The organism is Pseudomonas sp. Z5-35, assembly GCF_051131945.1.
Lineage (GTDB): Bacteria > Pseudomonadota > Gammaproteobacteria > Pseudomonadales > Pseudomonadaceae > Aquipseudomonas > Aquipseudomonas marvdashtae.
Genome location: NZ_CP071640.1, coordinates 5,323,995 through 5,340,300, shown reverse-complemented (window position 1 = coordinate 5,340,300; position 16,306 = coordinate 5,323,995). Strand labels below are relative to the sequence as shown.

General features: G+C 59.8%; 9 protein-coding genes. 7 read left to right on the top strand and 2 right to left on the bottom strand.

Annotation, left to right across the window (positions count from 1 at the left end; translation table 11 throughout):
- The first annotated feature begins 170 nt into the window (after positions 1-170).
- From J3P95_RS24340 to J3P95_RS24330, 3 genes are all read left to right on the top strand, one after another.
- On the top strand, positions 171-1,142 hold the full coding sequence (locus J3P95_RS24340) for a hypothetical protein (RefSeq protein WP_434579433.1): 972 nt from the start codon (positions 171-173) through the stop codon (positions 1,140-1,142).
- Positions 1,135-5,868, top strand: coding sequence for an RHS repeat domain-containing protein (locus J3P95_RS24335; RefSeq protein ID WP_434579435.1), 4,734 nt, complete (start codon positions 1,135-1,137; stop codon positions 5,866-5,868). Before J3P95_RS24340 ends, J3P95_RS24335 begins: the two co-directional genes overlap by 8 nt.
- 178 nt (positions 5,869-6,046) lie before the next feature.
- A complete protein-coding gene (locus tag J3P95_RS24330; protein WP_434579436.1) occupies positions 6,047-6,829 on the top strand; it encodes a MetQ/NlpA family ABC transporter substrate-binding protein in 783 nt (260 codons plus the stop codon).
- Positions 6,830-6,958: 129 nt separating this feature from the next.
- On the opposite strand, the gene J3P95_RS24325 is transcribed toward J3P95_RS24330, so the two are convergent.
- Positions 6,959-8,119 (bottom strand): AAA family ATPase, encoded by a 1,161-nt coding sequence (locus J3P95_RS24325; RefSeq protein WP_434559380.1) that lies wholly within the window; start codon positions 8,117-8,119, stop codon positions 6,959-6,961.
- Positions 8,120-8,244: 125 nt separating this feature from the next.
- On the opposite strand from J3P95_RS24325, the gene J3P95_RS24320 reads away from it, so the two are divergent.
- Genes J3P95_RS24320 through J3P95_RS24310 form a run of 3 tightly spaced genes read left to right on the top strand, consistent with a single transcriptional unit; the run spans position 8,245 to position 13,453 of the window.
- A complete protein-coding gene (locus tag J3P95_RS24320) occupies positions 8,245-9,348 on the top strand; it encodes an efflux RND transporter periplasmic adaptor subunit (protein WP_434579437.1) in 1,104 nt (367 codons plus the stop codon).
- Positions 9,345-10,409: an efflux RND transporter periplasmic adaptor subunit gene (locus J3P95_RS24315; RefSeq protein WP_434559376.1), complete on the top strand. Its 1,065-nt coding sequence runs from the start codon at positions 9,345-9,347 to the stop codon at positions 10,407-10,409. Before J3P95_RS24320 ends, J3P95_RS24315 begins: the two co-directional genes overlap by 4 nt.
- A complete protein-coding gene (locus J3P95_RS24310; RefSeq protein WP_434579438.1) occupies positions 10,406-13,453 on the top strand; it encodes an efflux RND transporter permease subunit in 3,048 nt (1,015 codons plus the stop codon). The genes J3P95_RS24315 and J3P95_RS24310 overlap by 4 nt, the downstream gene beginning before the upstream one ends.
- Positions 13,454-13,544: 91 nt before the next feature.
- Here the strand turns inward: J3P95_RS24310 and J3P95_RS24305 are convergent, their stop codons facing one another.
- Entirely contained in the window at positions 13,545-15,764 is a 2,220-nt protein-coding gene (locus J3P95_RS24305) for a heavy metal translocating P-type ATPase (protein ID WP_434579439.1), read from the bottom strand.
- 85 nt (positions 15,765-15,849) lie between these two features.
- Between J3P95_RS24305 and cadR the strand changes: the two genes are divergently transcribed.
- Entirely contained in the window at positions 15,850-16,296 is a 447-nt protein-coding gene (gene cadR / locus J3P95_RS24300; RefSeq protein ID WP_434579440.1) for a Cd(II)/Pb(II)-responsive transcriptional regulator, read from the top strand.
- Positions 16,297-16,306: the final 10 nt, after the last annotated feature.

The window sequence follows — 16,306 nt, the reverse complement described above, 5'->3', positions numbered from 1 at the left end:
CTATTATGTTGGTGTCTGATTTATATATTGTTATATAAATAATATGTGTGATTTTAGAGCTTGATTGCAGGCCTGCTGTGATTGTTAATTGAATGGCGCAAGCAGGGTGGCTGGCCGAATATGAGGTGCAGCCATAACGATATTCAATTAAGTAATCTCCGAGGTTTAAAATGACATTTGAAACTACTGTGCCCGCATGGGATCGTTTGAAAAATTTTAAGATCATCGCCCTGTCGGCTGCTCATCGAGTGTATAGAAACGGCTATCAACAACTGCCGGTGAGGGTATACGTCGAGGTCGAGAATCCAGTGACCCACGCAAGTGTCGCACTGACCCAGGCCGAGCTGGATTCTATTGTTTTGATTGAACCATTAGGTGGGGTAGAGTTGGTTCGAGACGCAAGCTGGGCACCAGCGACGACATGGCAGTACAGTGAACTAAAGGACAGTCGTTTCCTGGAGCCTACCTTTATTGATGGGCCTGTCCCGGACGTGATGCCAACGGGCCCCTATGTTTATACAAAGGATTTCTATATCAGGACCGGCTCGCGCTCAGGGATTACGGTGCAGCCTCGCATAACGCGAGCGGACGGAAAAACATTTCAAATGGGCGAGTGGGATTCCACCTATAGGACGCTTCGACTGCAGCCAGTCGATCCCATTGTCTATCGTGCTGATCAATATAGTCTACCTGCCGCTTCTTACGATAATTTCAGTCAAATTGGCGATATTCGTAAGGTCACGGTTTTTAAGCTAAACCTGATAGTGGACCAGCGGCAGATAGGATTCGTATCGGGTTCTGATATGCCGGCACATCTTAGAGTAACCAGCTCGAACCGTGAGTATTCAGGTTATTACCTTGTTGGATACGAGCACGGTAGACGTATGCGAACGGGCGGAATAGTGCAATGGGATATGCCGGATGTTTGGGGGCGGTCTGCAAGCCTGCCGTCAAGTGTTGTGTTTGTGCTCGTCTATGGGAGGCGAGGTGGAAGGGTAGACGTCCGGACCCCTACTCCCGATACCGTTGTGAACGTGCGCGACAGCTATGGGAATAGTCAACGACTGACCTTGCGGCTGACCGAGTCCGCAGGGGAGCCGGATGTGTCGATCATATTTGCTCGAGGGCCGGACGATGAATAACTCATCTTCGGCGTTGGGGCGGCTGACCTCGGCGGCGTTCAAGTTTGACAGTTTTGTCCGTTCGGGCGTGGATCCCCGTACAGGTAGTTATAGCTGCAGTGTGGCGCTGGATGCGGCGCCGGCTGAAGGAGGCGACCGCCCCAAAATATCGGTTACGCTTTCCTATGATTTCTTCAATGATCAGAGTCTTGGTTTAGGGAAAGGTTGGTTCTTGCGCACCTGCCACTATGACCAATCGCGCAAGAAATTGACATTGACGAACGGAGAGACTTACCCGCTGTGGATCCACGGCGATGAGGCCTATCTCTATGATAAAAAAATTGAAAACTTAAGCGTCACTGTGAGGGGCAATGATCTGACCATTGTTCATGCCGATGGAAGAATTGAAGTTCTTTCGCGCTTGAATGCCGGAGATAATGAGTGGCTGCTGACGAAGGAGTATTGTCCTGATGGCAGGGAGACGCTTTATGAATATAATCGGGCGTCAGGACGGCGACAACTGCTGACGGTCCTTCACCAGAATCGCCGTGTATTGCAGGTTGACTATGCGCTAGATAAACCGGGGCGGCCGACAATTATCGTATGGCCGGACATTGCCTCAAAAACCATCGAATATCAGTTTGTAATCGGGAACGGGGAGCTCGAAGAACTCCACTTGATTACCGCGGAGAAAACGACGCTGAGGTGGCGCTTTCTATATTCAAACAGTGATCGTTTCCGGGTAATGAGTGAAGTACAGCAGCCGAATGGCGTTCGGGAGAGCCTTGTATATAAGGCTAAGGGGCACCGGCTACCAACCGGGGCGCCGGTGTCCGATTTGCCCTATGTCACTGAATCGATCATTTATCCCGGCGACGGGCAGCCGCGGATGTCCACTAGATATGTGTATTCCGGCACCAATTTCCTAGGGGCTGGTTCGACGGTTCGTTGGTCGGCTGAACGTGATGTGCTTTATAGGGAAAGGGGGAACTACGAGTATTACAGCGTTCAGACCCAGACGACCCGAGATGTAAACGGTCCAGAAGTCACAACTCGAACTATTCGTACCTACAACCGCTTTCATTCGCTGATTTCGCAGCGAACTGTCTGCGGTAATACGATACAACTGCGAAGCATCCGTTATCACGACAGGGCCGGCAAAGCTTTTGACGAGCAGCCGCATGATTTCCAATTACCGAGCGAGGTGTGCGACTCTTTTTTTACGACAAAAGACTTGAATAATGTCAGAACTGAGATCACCCGCACCTCCTACGATAAGCACGGGAATTTGCTGGAGAAAACCAGCCCGTGCGGTGCGCGCGAGATCTACGAATACTACCCTGGGCAAGGGAGCGCGGATTGTCCAGCCAGCCCTATACGTGTGCCGTATTTTCTCAAACAGAAGACCATTGTTCCCGCTCCTGACTTCGCCGCCGCGCCTACGACGGTGGTTCGTTATACCTACAGCGAGTCGCCGTCACTGCTTGCGGGTCGCCATTGTGTCCGGCTCGCCAGCGAAACACTCTATGAAGATGGCGTCAGCGAGCCGCGAGTAGATTGTCGATTGCGGTATACCAACAACACTCGTGATTTCTTTCATGGACGCCTGCAAAGCAAGGTGGAAACCGTGGGCGGTGTCCGCAGTGAGCACCGTTATGCGTACCGGCACGAAAACGGCAACGTTCGCACCGACCAGACTTTTGTGGCTCAAGGCGTGAGCCATCTGCGGCAAGATTGGCATGACGAATGTGGTTGGCTGGTCAAGACCCGTGAGTCCGGTGGCAATACCGTCAGCATGGAATACGATTCGTTGGGGCAACTGATCTGTGAAACGGTAATGCCCGATACCGGCCGGGCAGCGTCTCGTCAGTTCAGCTATCAGGCGGCTACGGGCGTTGATCGGTTTGTCACCGTGACCATGACGGACTCCCGCGGAGGCCGCACAATTACCCGCAGCGACGGACTTGACCGCACCCTGCGCGTCGAGAAGCAGGACGTCGATATGCCCGGCGCGCCCATGCGCGTCATTTACGAAGCGCAATACGACGGCCTCGGTCGCCTGAGGTCAGATACGCAAACCGATTGGTTCAATGGCGAGCCCAAAACACTGGACACCCGCTATCACTATGATGAATGGGGCCATCAGCACCGGAGCATTCGTTACGCGCAAGTGATCGTTCATGATGAAATCGACCCGGTAGCGCGCACTCGTACCGAGTGGGTGGAAGGTGCTGGCAAGACTCGAACGTTCATTAACGCTCTGGAGAAACCGTCGCGCGTCGAACGTGTGGACCTGTCGGGCGTCGTTCGAGAGGTTACCGCCTATGAATACGATGGCTTGGGACGGTGTATCAAACAAACGGCGTCCGATGGTGCGGTTACCCGCTATACCTATGATTTGGCCGGCCGCGTGCTGAGTACGACTCTACCCGACGGTACCGTGGTGGAGAAAAAATACGCGGCGCAGAGCCAGGGCGATTATCCCACTCAAATCAGCGCAAACGGCTATGTCGTGGGGAGTCGTACCTATGATGGGCTGATGCGAATCACCGGCAATCAGTGCGGCGGTCGCGCCGAGCAGATGAGCTATGCCGGTTCAAGCAGGAACCCTTCGCACAAGCGCACGGCTGCCGGAAAGGAGTTGGTGTTCACCCTGGACCCCTTGCTTGATGATCGCGTCACCAGCCGTTCCGGCAGCCAAGCGCCCGTTGCGACCAAGCATAGATTTGATCCGCATACCGGCTTGCTCCAGGAGTCAGCCAATTCATTGGTGCAGCGCCGCATGGAATATTGTCCTTCCGGTCGGCTCAGCCGGGAATCCTGGGTCACCGCACTTGACCGGTTCGAGAGTGAACAGACCTATTCATTGATGGGTAAGCCGATTTGCCATACCGACGTCAATGGCACGGCACGCACCTGCCGTTATGACGGAGCGGGACGCCCATCGCAAATTACGCAAGGCCCAGTTGCTGGCTCTGCTCAGGAATGCGTCACCGTGACCTACTTGTACGACGCCCAAGAGCAGGTCAAGAGCATCACCGTCAACGATCCTCGATCGGGCCGTTCGATGGTCACCGATCTGGTATACGACGAATTCGGCCGCGAAATCCTTCGGCGCTCCTCGTCCCAGGGAACTGACGTCGTCGAGGTGATCCAGTCGTTTGGCCCGGGCGATAAGCTCAGCCAACGCACGCTCAAGGCCAACGGGGTCCGGCGTGTCGAGACGTTTGCCTATGACTTGCGGGGGCGGTTGACGCATTACACCTGCCAAGGCCAGCAGGCGCCGGTGGACGCCCAAGGTAAAGTCATCGTTTCGCAGAATTACACCTATGACTATCTCGATAACATCCGTCAGGTTGTTACGCGTTTCGCGGGCGGCGAGAACACTGCCACGTATCGATATGACCTGCCTGACAAAACGCAACTGAGCGCTGTTACCCACAGTCATCCCGCCTATGTGTCAGCCAATTCCACCTTCCGATACGACGACGACGGCAACTTGCTCAACGACTCACTGGGTCGCACGTTGATCTACGACGAATTGGGCCGTCTGGAGCGCGTAGGTTCGGCTGACGCCAGGTCGACATTGGCGAGCTATCGATACGATGCATCGGATCGGATTCATGCTGTTGAATGGGGAGGGCAGAAGTGGTGCCGGCGGTTCTACCAAGAAGAAAACTTATGCAGTGAGTTAACGCAGGAGGGCGGCCGCAGCATCCTGCGCGAGGGACAACAGTTGCTGGCCGTGTCGCAGGACCAGGAGACAACATTGTTCAGGACTGACGGTTGCGGCAACGTCTTTCAGGCACTCTCTGGTAGCGGCAACACTCACCACGCCTATTCGCCATACGGGCAGCGTCCGGTGACAGATGGCTTGGGCAGTCTGTTCGGTTTCGGTGGCGAACCGCAGGATCCGGTGACCGGCTGTTACCTGCTTGGCAATGGCTATCGGGCCTACGATCCGGTACTGATGCGTTTCCATAGGCCCGACAGTTGGAGCCCGTTCGATGGCGGTGGCCTGAACCCCTATGCCTATTGTCTCGCAGACCCGATCAATCTTATTGATCCGACCGGTCATGTTTCCACTTGGGGCTGGATCAAGATCGGTCTTACCGCTGCTTTCGCGATTGCTTCCGTTGCGTTCACCATTGTGACGCTTGGCGCATCCGCTCCCTTGGTTGGGGTGTCGTTTTCGGCCGCAGCGGCATTGACCCTGGAGGTGGTGTCGGGTGCGGCATCGATTGCGTCGATCGTGCTGGAGGAGGCGGCTCCGGACGCCGTCGCCACGCAGATCCTGGGTTACGCCAGTATTGCGTTGGGCGTTATGTCCGGCGGCGCTTCCCTGACGGGGAAATTGCTCGGCAAAGGCACATCAGTCGCTTTGCAGAAAACCATCGACTCCCTCGGTGACGTCGTGACATTGGGCCGCAGCAACGCTTTGCGTGGGACGCGGGTTGGCGGTTCCGCCAAGTCTGCGAGCCCGTTGATCCGAGGCGCAGGGCAGCGCAACCTGATTGGCTTGCAAAACGATCTTGGAAACGTGCTCACGGCCAAGGATGTGGTGGGCTACGCCAATTATCCCGTCAAAGCCGCCACGTATGCGATTGACAGAGACAAGTACATTGAAAAGGCCCAAGGGTATTTCCAACAAATGCAGGAGTGGGCCGGCAATCTTCAGGGCGGTGAAGCGCCCGATGACATTTACGGCAACGTCAGGAAGCGAGGCTCGGACATCCGATTTGCATGACGAAGGTACGTCCGTATGTTTTGGGCATATTCAATATTGATATATGTATTTCCATAAAAGATATTGTTAAGGCATAAAAAATATCGGTATCTTCCGCATCACGCCAGCGATAGCACTTCGCTGGCACTCTACTTTGACCGTCGTCCATGACGACCGTGATATTCGATAAGGACACTGCATGAAAAAGGTTCTGTTGTTCACCGCATTGGCGGCAGCCCTGACCTCGGGCCTGGCCCAGGCGGCGGAGAAACTGGTTGTCGCGGCCACGCCGGTGCCCCACGCTGAAATTCTCGAGCTGATCAAGCCGGCCCTGGCCAAAGAAGGCGTGGATCTGGAAATCAAGGTGTTCACCGACTACGTCCAACCCAACGTACAGGTTGATCAGAAGCGCCTGGACGCCAACTACTTCCAGACCCTGCCTTACCTCAAGAGCTTCAACGAAGGCAAAGGCACCAACCTGGTAACCGTGATCGGCGTGCACGTCGAACCGTTTGGCGGCTACTCGAAGAAAGTCAAAAGCCTGTCCGAGTTGAAAGACGGCGCAACCATCGCCATCCCCAACGAAGGCAGCAACAGCGGCCGCGCTTTGATCCTGCTGCAGAAGGCTGGCCTGATTACACTCAAGGATCCGAAAAACGCCCTGGCAACGCCGAAAGACATCGCCGAGAACCCGAAGAACTTCAAGTTCAAGGAATTGGAATCGGCCATGCTGCCGCGCGTTCTGGATCAAGTTGACCTGGACATGATCAACACCAACTACGCCTTGGAGGCGGGCCTGAACCCGGCCAAGGATGCCTTGGTAATCGAGGGGGCGGATTCGCCATACGTGAACTTCCTGGTGGCCCGTCCTGACAACAAGGACAGCCCGGCCATGCAGAAACTCGCCAAGGCCTTGACCAGCCCTGAAGTGAAGGCGTTCATCGAGAAGAAATACAGCGGCGCGGTGTTGCCGGCGTTCTGATTCACCGGATAATTCTTTCGCAGTTCCCAACGCCGACGGCTGATACAGCGTCGGCGTTATCGTTCCCACGCGCCGCGTGGGAATGCCTCCAGGGACGCTCCGCCTCCAGTGAAACGGTGTCAGCGCCAGCTAGTCCGGCCAATGCCACGCCGGCTCATCCAACGCCCGCTGCCCGACTATTCCGGTCTGTCCCAGCTCCTTCTCCAACACGATGCAATTGCAGTGCTCATCCTGCTCCAATGCGGCGATCAGGCGCGTGGCATGGGAAACGACCCACACTTGGCAATTTGCCGAAGCGCGGACAATCAATCGCGCCAAGGCTGGTAGCAGGTCCGGGTGCAGGCTGGTTTCCGGTTCGTTGAGCACCATCAGCGAGGGTGGTCGCGGTGTGAGCAACGCGGCCACCAGCAACAGGTAGCGCAGGGTTCCGTCCGACAGTTCGGCGGCGGACAGCGGCCGCAGGAGGCCATGTTGCTGGAATGCAATGGCAAAACGTCCGCCATGGAGTTTGTCGATGTGCAATCGGGCGCCGGGAAAGGCATCGCCGATGGCGGCATGCAGGGCTTCGGAGTCGCCTATTTCAAGGATCGTTTGCAGCGCTGCGGCCAGGTCGCGTCCATCGTGATGCAGCACCGGGGTGCGCGTGCCCAGTTGCGGTTGGCGCACCGGGGCGTCGGCGTCGCTGCGAAAGTGGTCGTAGAAGCGCCAGCGACGGATGAACTCACGCATCTGCAACACTTCCGGCGAAGCCCGCAGGCTGCCGACCTGGTCGAACAGGCTGTCAAAGGTCGGCGTGTGTTGAGACAGGACGTCCCAGGAGCGACTTTCGCGGGCGCGAACCATCGGTCCGTTACGGTCCACCAACAGGCTGGCGGGGCGAAAGACCGGACCGGCCCAGATACATTCCCGCTTGATTTCAGGGTCCAGTGAAAACGCCGAACTGCTGGGCGCGGGCAGGCCCAGGGAAATCGAATAGCTGAAGTCCTCACCAGCGAATCCCAGGCGCAGGCGCTTGGTGCCCTGGCGCACGGTCGCCTGGACAGGTACTTCGCCGCTGCGCATGCGTCGGCTGATTTCTTCCGGCCCGGCCCAGAAGGTTGAATCCAGTCCGCCTTCACGAGCCAGCGCGTTGACCACGCCGCCCTGTGCCGTCTCGGCGAGCAGGCGCAATGCGCGATACAGATTGGATTTGCCACTGCCGTTGGGCCCAGTGATCAGGTTCAATCGGCCCAGTGGAATGACCAACTTATTGATGGACCGGTAGTTGGCCACCGCCAGGGTCTTGAGCATGCGAATTCCTTTCTTGCATGGATGTCAGAGACGAGTCTGCCTCATTGCCGTGCATTCGGTGAACCCTGTTCTAAGCTCACAGTCGTATCGTCACTGGCACGTCCGTACAACGCAAAGGAGTCTGCATGGCTGGTCCCGGAATCACATTGATTGTTGGCTTGGGCGTGTGTGCGTTGTTGGCGGGATGTGGTGACAAGAAACCCGAGGACAAAGCCCTGCCACGGGTGTTCATCCAGCAAGCCACGCCCACTGAATACGCTGCCTCGGTAACGCTGACCGGCGATGTCCAGGCCCGCGTGCAAGCCGACCTGTCGTTTCGTGTGGGCGGCAAGATCATCGAGCGCAAGGTCGATGTCGGGGACCGGGTCTCGGCCCGGCAGGTACTGGCCCGGCTCGATCCGCGCGACTTGCAGACCAATGTCGACTCTGCCCAGGCCCAGGTGGCCGCCGAGCAGGCGCGGGTCAAGCAGAGCGCGGCGGCGTTCGTGCGCCAGCAAAAACTCCTGCCCAAGGGCTACACCAGCCAGAGCGAATTCGACGCGGCCCAGGCGCAGTTGCGCAGCAGCCAGAGCGCGCTGACGGCGGCCCAGGCGCAACTGGCCAACGCCCGTGAACAGCTGAGCTATACCGCTCTGATCGCCGAGGCGCCAGGCATCATTACCGCGCGCCAGGCTGAGGTCGGCCAAGTGGTGCAGGCGACGGAACCGATCTTCAGCCTGGCCCGGGATGGCGAGCGCGACGCCGTTTTCAACATCTACGAATCGCTGCTGAGCGAGCCGCCGTCGGACGCTGCGATTACCATCAGCTTGCTGGATAACCCGGCAATCAAGACCACCGGTACCGTGCGCGAGATCACCCCGGCGGTATCCGCCGAGACGGGCACGGTGCAGGTCAAGGTGACCCTCGACAATTTGCCCGAAGGCATGCGCCTGGGGTCGGTGGTCAGCGCCACCGCCAAGTCCGCCGGCAAGACTGCCGTCGAGTTGCCATGGTCGGCATTGACCAAGAACCTCAGCGAGCCGGCCGTGTGGCTGGTAGATGGCGAGGGCAAGGCACAGTTGCATACGGTCACGGTCGGTCGCTACCTGACCGGCAAAGTCATCATCAGTGACGGGCTCAAGGGCGGCGAGAAAGTGGTTACCGCTGGCGGCCAACTGCTGCACCCTGGCGTGCGCGTCGAGATTGCTGAAAATACCTATGAAAAATCCACGCCGGGAGCCCAGCCATGAAGCGCTTGTGGATAGTCTCGGCAGGCCTGCTGCTCGCCGCCTGTTCGAAGGAAGAGGCGCCGCCGGAGCCGGTGCGACCGGTGTTGTCCGTTGAGGTCCGGGCCCTCGACCAGCAGGCCCTCGGCCGATTCGCCGGGAATATCCAGGCGCGCTACGAGACCAATATGGGCTTTCGCGTGCCAGGACGGATCGCCAGCCGCAACGTCGACGTTGGCGCCGAAGTGAAAAAGGGTGACCTGCTCGCGACCCTCGACCCCACCGACCAGCAGAACCAATTGCGCGCCGCCCAAGGCGACCTGGCGCGAATCGAAGCGCAATACATCAATGCCCAGGCCAATGCCCGTCGCCAGCAACAGTTGTTCGACCGTGGCGTCGGCGCCCAGGCGCAACTGGACATCGCCCAGACCGACCTGAAGACCACCGCCGCCTCCCTGGAGCAGGCCCGGGCCGCGGTCGAACAAGCCCGCGACCAGCTCAACTACAGCGAACTGCATACCGACCACGATGCGGTCGTCACGGCCTGGAATGCCGAGGCCGGGCAAGTGGTGACCGCCGGCCAGCAAGTGGTGACGCTGGCTCGTCCAGATATCAAGGAGGCGGTGATCGACCTGCCGGCTGGATTGGCTGAGCGCCTGCCTGAAGACGTGGTCTTCGAAGTCGCCGCGCAACTGGACCCGGCGACCCGCACCACCGCCATCGTGCGCGAGATCGAACCCCAGGCCCAGAGCGCCACCCGCACCCGTCGCGCGCGCCTGACGTTGACCGACACGCCGCCGGGCTTTCGCCTCGGCACGGCCATCAGCGTGACCCTGAGTTCAGCCATCGAGCCGCGCATCGAGCTGCCGCTCACCGCGCTGCAAGAGGTCGACGGCAAGGCGCGAATTTGGCTGATCAACCCGCAGGACCAGACGGTCTCGCCACGCGAAGTACAAATTCTCGAACGCTCGGCTGATTCAGTGTTGGTGGCTAACGGCATCAAGCCCGGCGATCGCGTGGTCAGCGCCGGCGTGAACAGTCTCAAGCCAGGGCAGAAAGTGAAACTCGACGAGGAAGCACGATGAAAGGGCCTTTCAACCTATCCGAATGGGCCCTGCGGCATCAGTCGTTCGTGTGGTACCTGATGTTCGTCGCGTTGCTGATGGGCGTGTTCTCCTACATGAACCTGGGCCGCGAGGAAGACCCGTCGTTCACTATCAAGACCATGGTCATTCAGACTCGCTGGCCCGGCGCGACCCAGGAGGAAACCCTCGAACAGGTCACCGACCGCATCGAGAAAAAACTCGAAGAACTCGACTCCCTCGATTACGTGAAGAGTTACACCCGGCCGGGGGAATCGACGGTGTTCGTCTACCTGCGCGATACCACCGGAGCCAAGGAAATCCCTGAGATCTGGTACCAGGTCCGCAAGAAGATCAACGACATTCGCGGCGATTTTCCCCAAGGGTTGCAAGGCCCGGGATTCAACGACGAGTTCGGCGACGTGTACGGTTCGGTGTATGCCTTCACTGGCGACGGCCTGTCGATGCGCCAGTTGCGCGACTACGTTGAGCAAGTGCGCGCCGAGATCCGCGACGTGCCCGGTCTGGGCAAGGTGGAAATGGTCGGCGAACAGGATGAAGTGCTGTACCTGAACTTCTCCACGCGCAAACTCGCGGCCCTGGGGATCGATCAGCGTCAGGTGGTGCAGAGCCTGCAATCGCAGAATGCCGTGACCCCGGCCGGGGTGATCGACGCCGGGCCGGAACGGATTTCGGTGCGCACGTCGGGACAGTTCCAGTCGGAGAAGGACCTGGCCAACGTCAACCTGCGACTCAATGACCGGTTCTATCGCCTGGCCGATATCGCGGATATCCGCCGTGGTTATGTCGACCCCGCGACGCCGATGTTCCGCTTCAACGGTACGCCGGCCATCGGTCTTGCCATCGCCATGAAGAAGGGCGGCAATATCCAGGACTTCGGCAAGGCCCTGCATGCGCGCATGAACGAACTGACCGCCGACTTGCCGGTGGGCGTTGGCGTGCACACGGTGTCGGACCAGGCCGAAGTGGTGGAGGAGGCCGTCGGCGGTTTCACCAGTGCCTTGTTCGAGGCGGTGGTCATTGTCCTGGTCGTCAGTTTCATCAGCCTCGGCATACGGGCCGGCCTGGTGGTGGCCTGCTCGATCCCGTTGGTGTTGGCGATGGTGTTCGTGTTCATGGAATACAGCGGCATCACCATGCAGCGGATATCCCTCGGTGCGCTGATCATTGCCCTCGGCTTGCTGGTGGATGACGCGATGATCACCGTGGAAATGATGGTCACGCGCCTGGAAAAAGGTGACAGCAAGGAACAGGCCGCCACCTTCGCCTACACCTCGACCGCATTCCCGATGCTCACCGGGACCCTGGTGACCGTGGCCGGTTTCGTGCCCATTGGCCTGAATGCCAGTTCCGCCGGCGAGTACACCTTCACTCTGTTCGCGGTCATCGCCGTGGCGATGCTGGTGTCCTGGATTGTCGCGGTGCTGTTCGCCCCGGTCATCGGCGTGCATATCCTCAGCACCAACATCAAACCCCACAGCGCCGAGCCGGGGCGTATCGGTCGGGCGTTCAACGGCGGCTTGTTGTGGGCGATGCGCAATCGCTGGTGGGCTATCGGCATCACGGTGCTGCTGTTCGTGCTGGCGGTGTTTTGCATGCGCTTTGTGCAGAACCAGTTTTTTCCGTCTTCGGACCGGCCGGAGATCCTGGTGGACCTCAACCTGCCGCAGAACGCCTCGATGGACGAGACCCGCAAAGCGGTCGACCGCCTGGAAGCGACCCTCAAGGATGACCCGGACGTGGCGCGCTGGAGCACTTACATCGGCGAAGGCGCGATCCGCTTTTACCTGCCGCTGGACCAGCAGCTGCAGAACCCGTACTACGCGCAACTGGTGATCGTCAGCAAGGGCCTGGAGTCGCGCACGGCGCTGACCGAACGCTTGCAGAAGCGCTTGCGCGAAGATTTCGTCGGCATAGGCAGCTACGTGCAAGCCCTGGAAATGGGGCCGCCGGTGGGCCGGCCGATCCAATACCGCGTCAGCGGCAAGGACATCGACCAGGTGCGCAAGCACGCCATCGAACTGGCCACCGAGCTGGACAAGAACTCGCACATCGGCGAAATCATCTACGACTGGAACGAGCCGGGCAAAGTGCTGCGCATCGACATCGCCCAGGACAAGGCAAGGCAACTGGGGTTGTCTTCGGATGACGTGGCCCGGCTGATGAACAGCATCGTCAGCGGTTCGCCGGTAACCCAGGTCAACGACGACATCTACCTGATCAATGTGGTCGGTCGTGCCGAAGACGCCGAACGCGGTTCGCCGGAAACCCTGCAGAATCTGCAAATCGTTACTCCCGGCGGCACGTCGATCCCGCTGCTGGCATTCGCCACGGTGCGTTATGAATTGGAGCAGCCGCTGGTCTGGCGTCGCGACCGCAAGCCGACCATTACCATCAAGGCCGCCGTGCGCGATGAAATCCAGCCGACGGACCTGGTGCGGCAACTGCAACCGGACATCGACAAGTTCGCTGCCAAATTGCCGGTGGGCTACAAGGTCGCCACCGGCGGCACGGTGGAGGAAAGCAGCAAGGCCCAGGGGCCGATCGCCAGCGTGGTGCCGCTGATGCTGTTCCTGATGGCGACGTTCCTGATGATCCAGTTGCACAGCGTGCAGAAGCTGTTCCTGGTGGCCAGCGTCGCGCCGTTGGGCCTGATCGGCGTGGTCCTGGCGCTGGTGCCGACGGGCACGCCCATGGGCTTCGTGGCGATCCTCGGCATCCTCGCGCTGATCGGCATTATCATTCGCAACTCGGTGATCCTGGTGACCCAGATCGATGAGTATGAACGTGACGGCTACGAACCCTGGGATGCGGTGGTGGAAGCGACCGAGCACCGGCGCCGGCCGATCCTGTTGACGGCGGCTGCGGCGAGCCTGGGGATGATTCCGATTGCCCGGGAAGTGTTCTGGGGCCCAATGGCGTACGCGATGATTGGCGGGATTATCATTGCCACCCTGCTGACATTGCTGTTCCTGCCGGCGCTCTATGTAGCCTGGTACAAGATTCGCGAGCCCAAGCGCGATTGAAGCGGCTTCATGCGTTGCCCTTGTGGCGAGGGAGCTTGCTCCCGCTGGGCCGCAAAGCGGCCCCATGAAGCCATGCGTCACCCTGGCCTTTTTACTTGCGCAACAACCGCATCCCATTGAACACCACCAGCAAGCTCACCCCCATGTCGGCAAACACTGCCATCCACAGGGTGGCGAACCCGGCAAAGGTGACGGCGAGAAAGATCGCCTTGATGACCAGCGCCAAGGCAATGTTCTGTTTGAGGATGCTGGAAGTCTGCCGCGATAGCCGGATGAACGCCGGAATCTTGCGCAGGTCGTCATCCATCAAAGCGACGTCGGCGGTCTCGATCGCCGTGTCGGTGCCGGCCGCTGCCATGGCGAAGCCGATTTCCGAGCGGGCGAGGGCCGGGGCGTCGTTGATGCCGTCGCCGACCATGCCGACTCGGTGACCCTGGGCGTACAGCTCCTCGATGGCTTTCAGCTTGTCCTCTGGCAACAAATCGCCACGGGCCCGGTCCATGCCCACCTGCTCGGCAATCGCCTCGGCGGTGTGGGCATTGTCGCCAGTCAGCATCAGCGTCTTGATGCCCAGCCCGTGCAGTTGCCGGATGGCTTCGCGACTGGAGTCCTTCACCGTGTCCGCCACGGCGAATAACGCCAAAGGGCCCGTGCCGTCGAGTAGCAGCACCACGGACTTGCCTTGTTTCTCCAGGGCAAAAAGTCTCTCTTCCAACTCCGGTGAGCACAGTCCGAGATCTTCCACGAGTCGGTGGTTGCCCAGATGATACGTCCGGCCATCGATGTCGCCGCGCACGCCGCGTCCGGCAAGCGCCGCGAAGTTATCCACAGCGTGCTGTGCCCGCTGGTTATCCACAGCCGCATCGGCAATCGCGCGCGACACTGGATGGTCTGAGCGCGCGGCGAGGCTGGCGGCCAGCGCCCTGGCGGTGGTTTCCACCGTCGGGTCCAGCGGCACGTAGTCGGTCTGCACCGGCTTGCCATGGGTGATCGTTCCGGTCTTGTCCAAGGCTACGTAATCGAGCTTGTGGCCGCTCTCCAGATAAACGCCGCCCTTGATCAGGATGCCTTTGCGCGCCGCTGCCGCCAGGCCGCTGACGATGGTCACCGGGGTGGAGATCACCAGTGCGCACGGGCAGGCGACCACCAGCAGGACCAATGCCCGGTAGATCCAGTCGAACCACGGCGCGCCCATGAACAGGGGCGCAATGACGGCCACGGCCAGCGCCAGGACGAACACCGCCGGAGTGTAAATGGTCGAGAATCGATCGACGAAACGCTGGGTCGGTGCGCGGGAGCCCTGGGCCTGTTCCACGGCGTGGATAATCCGCGCGAGGGTGGATTGATCGGCGGCGGCGGTCACGGTGTACTCCAACTCGCCGGCCTGGTTGATGGTGCCGGCGAACACTTTGTCGCCCACGGTTTTATCCACCGGCAGGCTCTCGCCGGTGATGGGCGCCTGGTCGATGGTCGAACGGCCGGCGACCACGTCACCGTCCAGGCCGACACGTTCTCCGGGACGGACCCGCACTCGCGCGCCGAGGGCGATGGCTTTGACGGCCTGGACCTGCCAAGTGCCGTCAGTCTGTTGCACGGTGGCCTGCTCCGGCGCCATTTGCATCAGGCCGCTGATGGCGTTGCGAGCGCGGTCGAGGGATTTGGCTTCGATCAACTCAGCCACGGTGAACAAGAACATCACCATCGCCGCTTCCGGCCACTGGCCGATCAACACCGCGCCGGTCACGGCGATGCTCATCAAGGCATTGATATTCAGGTTGAGGTTCTTCAGGGCGATCCAGCCCTTTTTGTAAGTGCCGAGGCCACCGCTGAGAATCGACGCCAGCGCTACCAACGCGACGACCCAGTTTGGCGCGGTGTTGGTGAAATGAATCACCTCGGCACCCAGCGCGGTGACACCGGACAGCGCCAACGGCCACCAAGGCTTGGCGGGTGCGGGCAGGTTGTTGGTCGACTCTTGCTGACCGGCCGTAAACGGTTCCGCTTGCATCCCCAAGGACTCGATAGCCTTGATGATCGGCGCATCGCTGGGCAAGTCGTGAGTCACGCCCAGCACCCGGTTGATCAGATTGAATTGCAGTTGCTGCACGCCTTCGAGCTTGCCGAGTTTGTTCTGTATCAACATCTGTTCGGTGGGGCAGTCCATGGCTTCGATGCGAAAACTGCTCAGCCGCGCACCGTCCGTTGGCGCCTTGCCGATGTTGACCACGGACGGCGCCGCTTTGGACGCGCAGCAGGAATGAGCGTGATCGTGACCGTGGGCCGATTTGGGGGTGTGAATGGAGTCGCTCATGAGGTTACGTCCGTGAAAAGTGCCTGTTGCACAGTAGAGACCCTGTAGCCACTATAGGGTCAAGCACCTATTTCGGAGGCGTGCCATGAAGATCGGCGAACTGGCGAAACTCACCGACTGCCAAGTCGAGACCATCCGTTACTACGAGCGCGAGGGCCTGCTGCCGGAGCCCGCCCGCAGCGATGGCAACTACCGCGTCTACACCCAGGTCCACGCCGAGCGGCTGACGTTCATCCGCAACTGTCGCACCCTGGATATGACCCTGGAGGAGATCCGTAGCCTGCTGATCCTGCGCGACAGCCCCCAGGACCAGTGCGAGAGCGTCAATGCGTTGATCGATGAACACATCCACCACGTCAAGGCACGTATCGACGGCCTGCTGGCGTTGCAGGCGCAACTGATCGACCTGCGCCATCGCTGCGGCGAAGGGCCGGACCTGGATCAATGCGGGATCTTGCAGCGGCTGGAAGTCAGCGGCGCGGTGGCGCCGGAAGTGGAGCATTCACATGTGGGGCGTAGTCACGGGCACTGAGCCCTTAGCA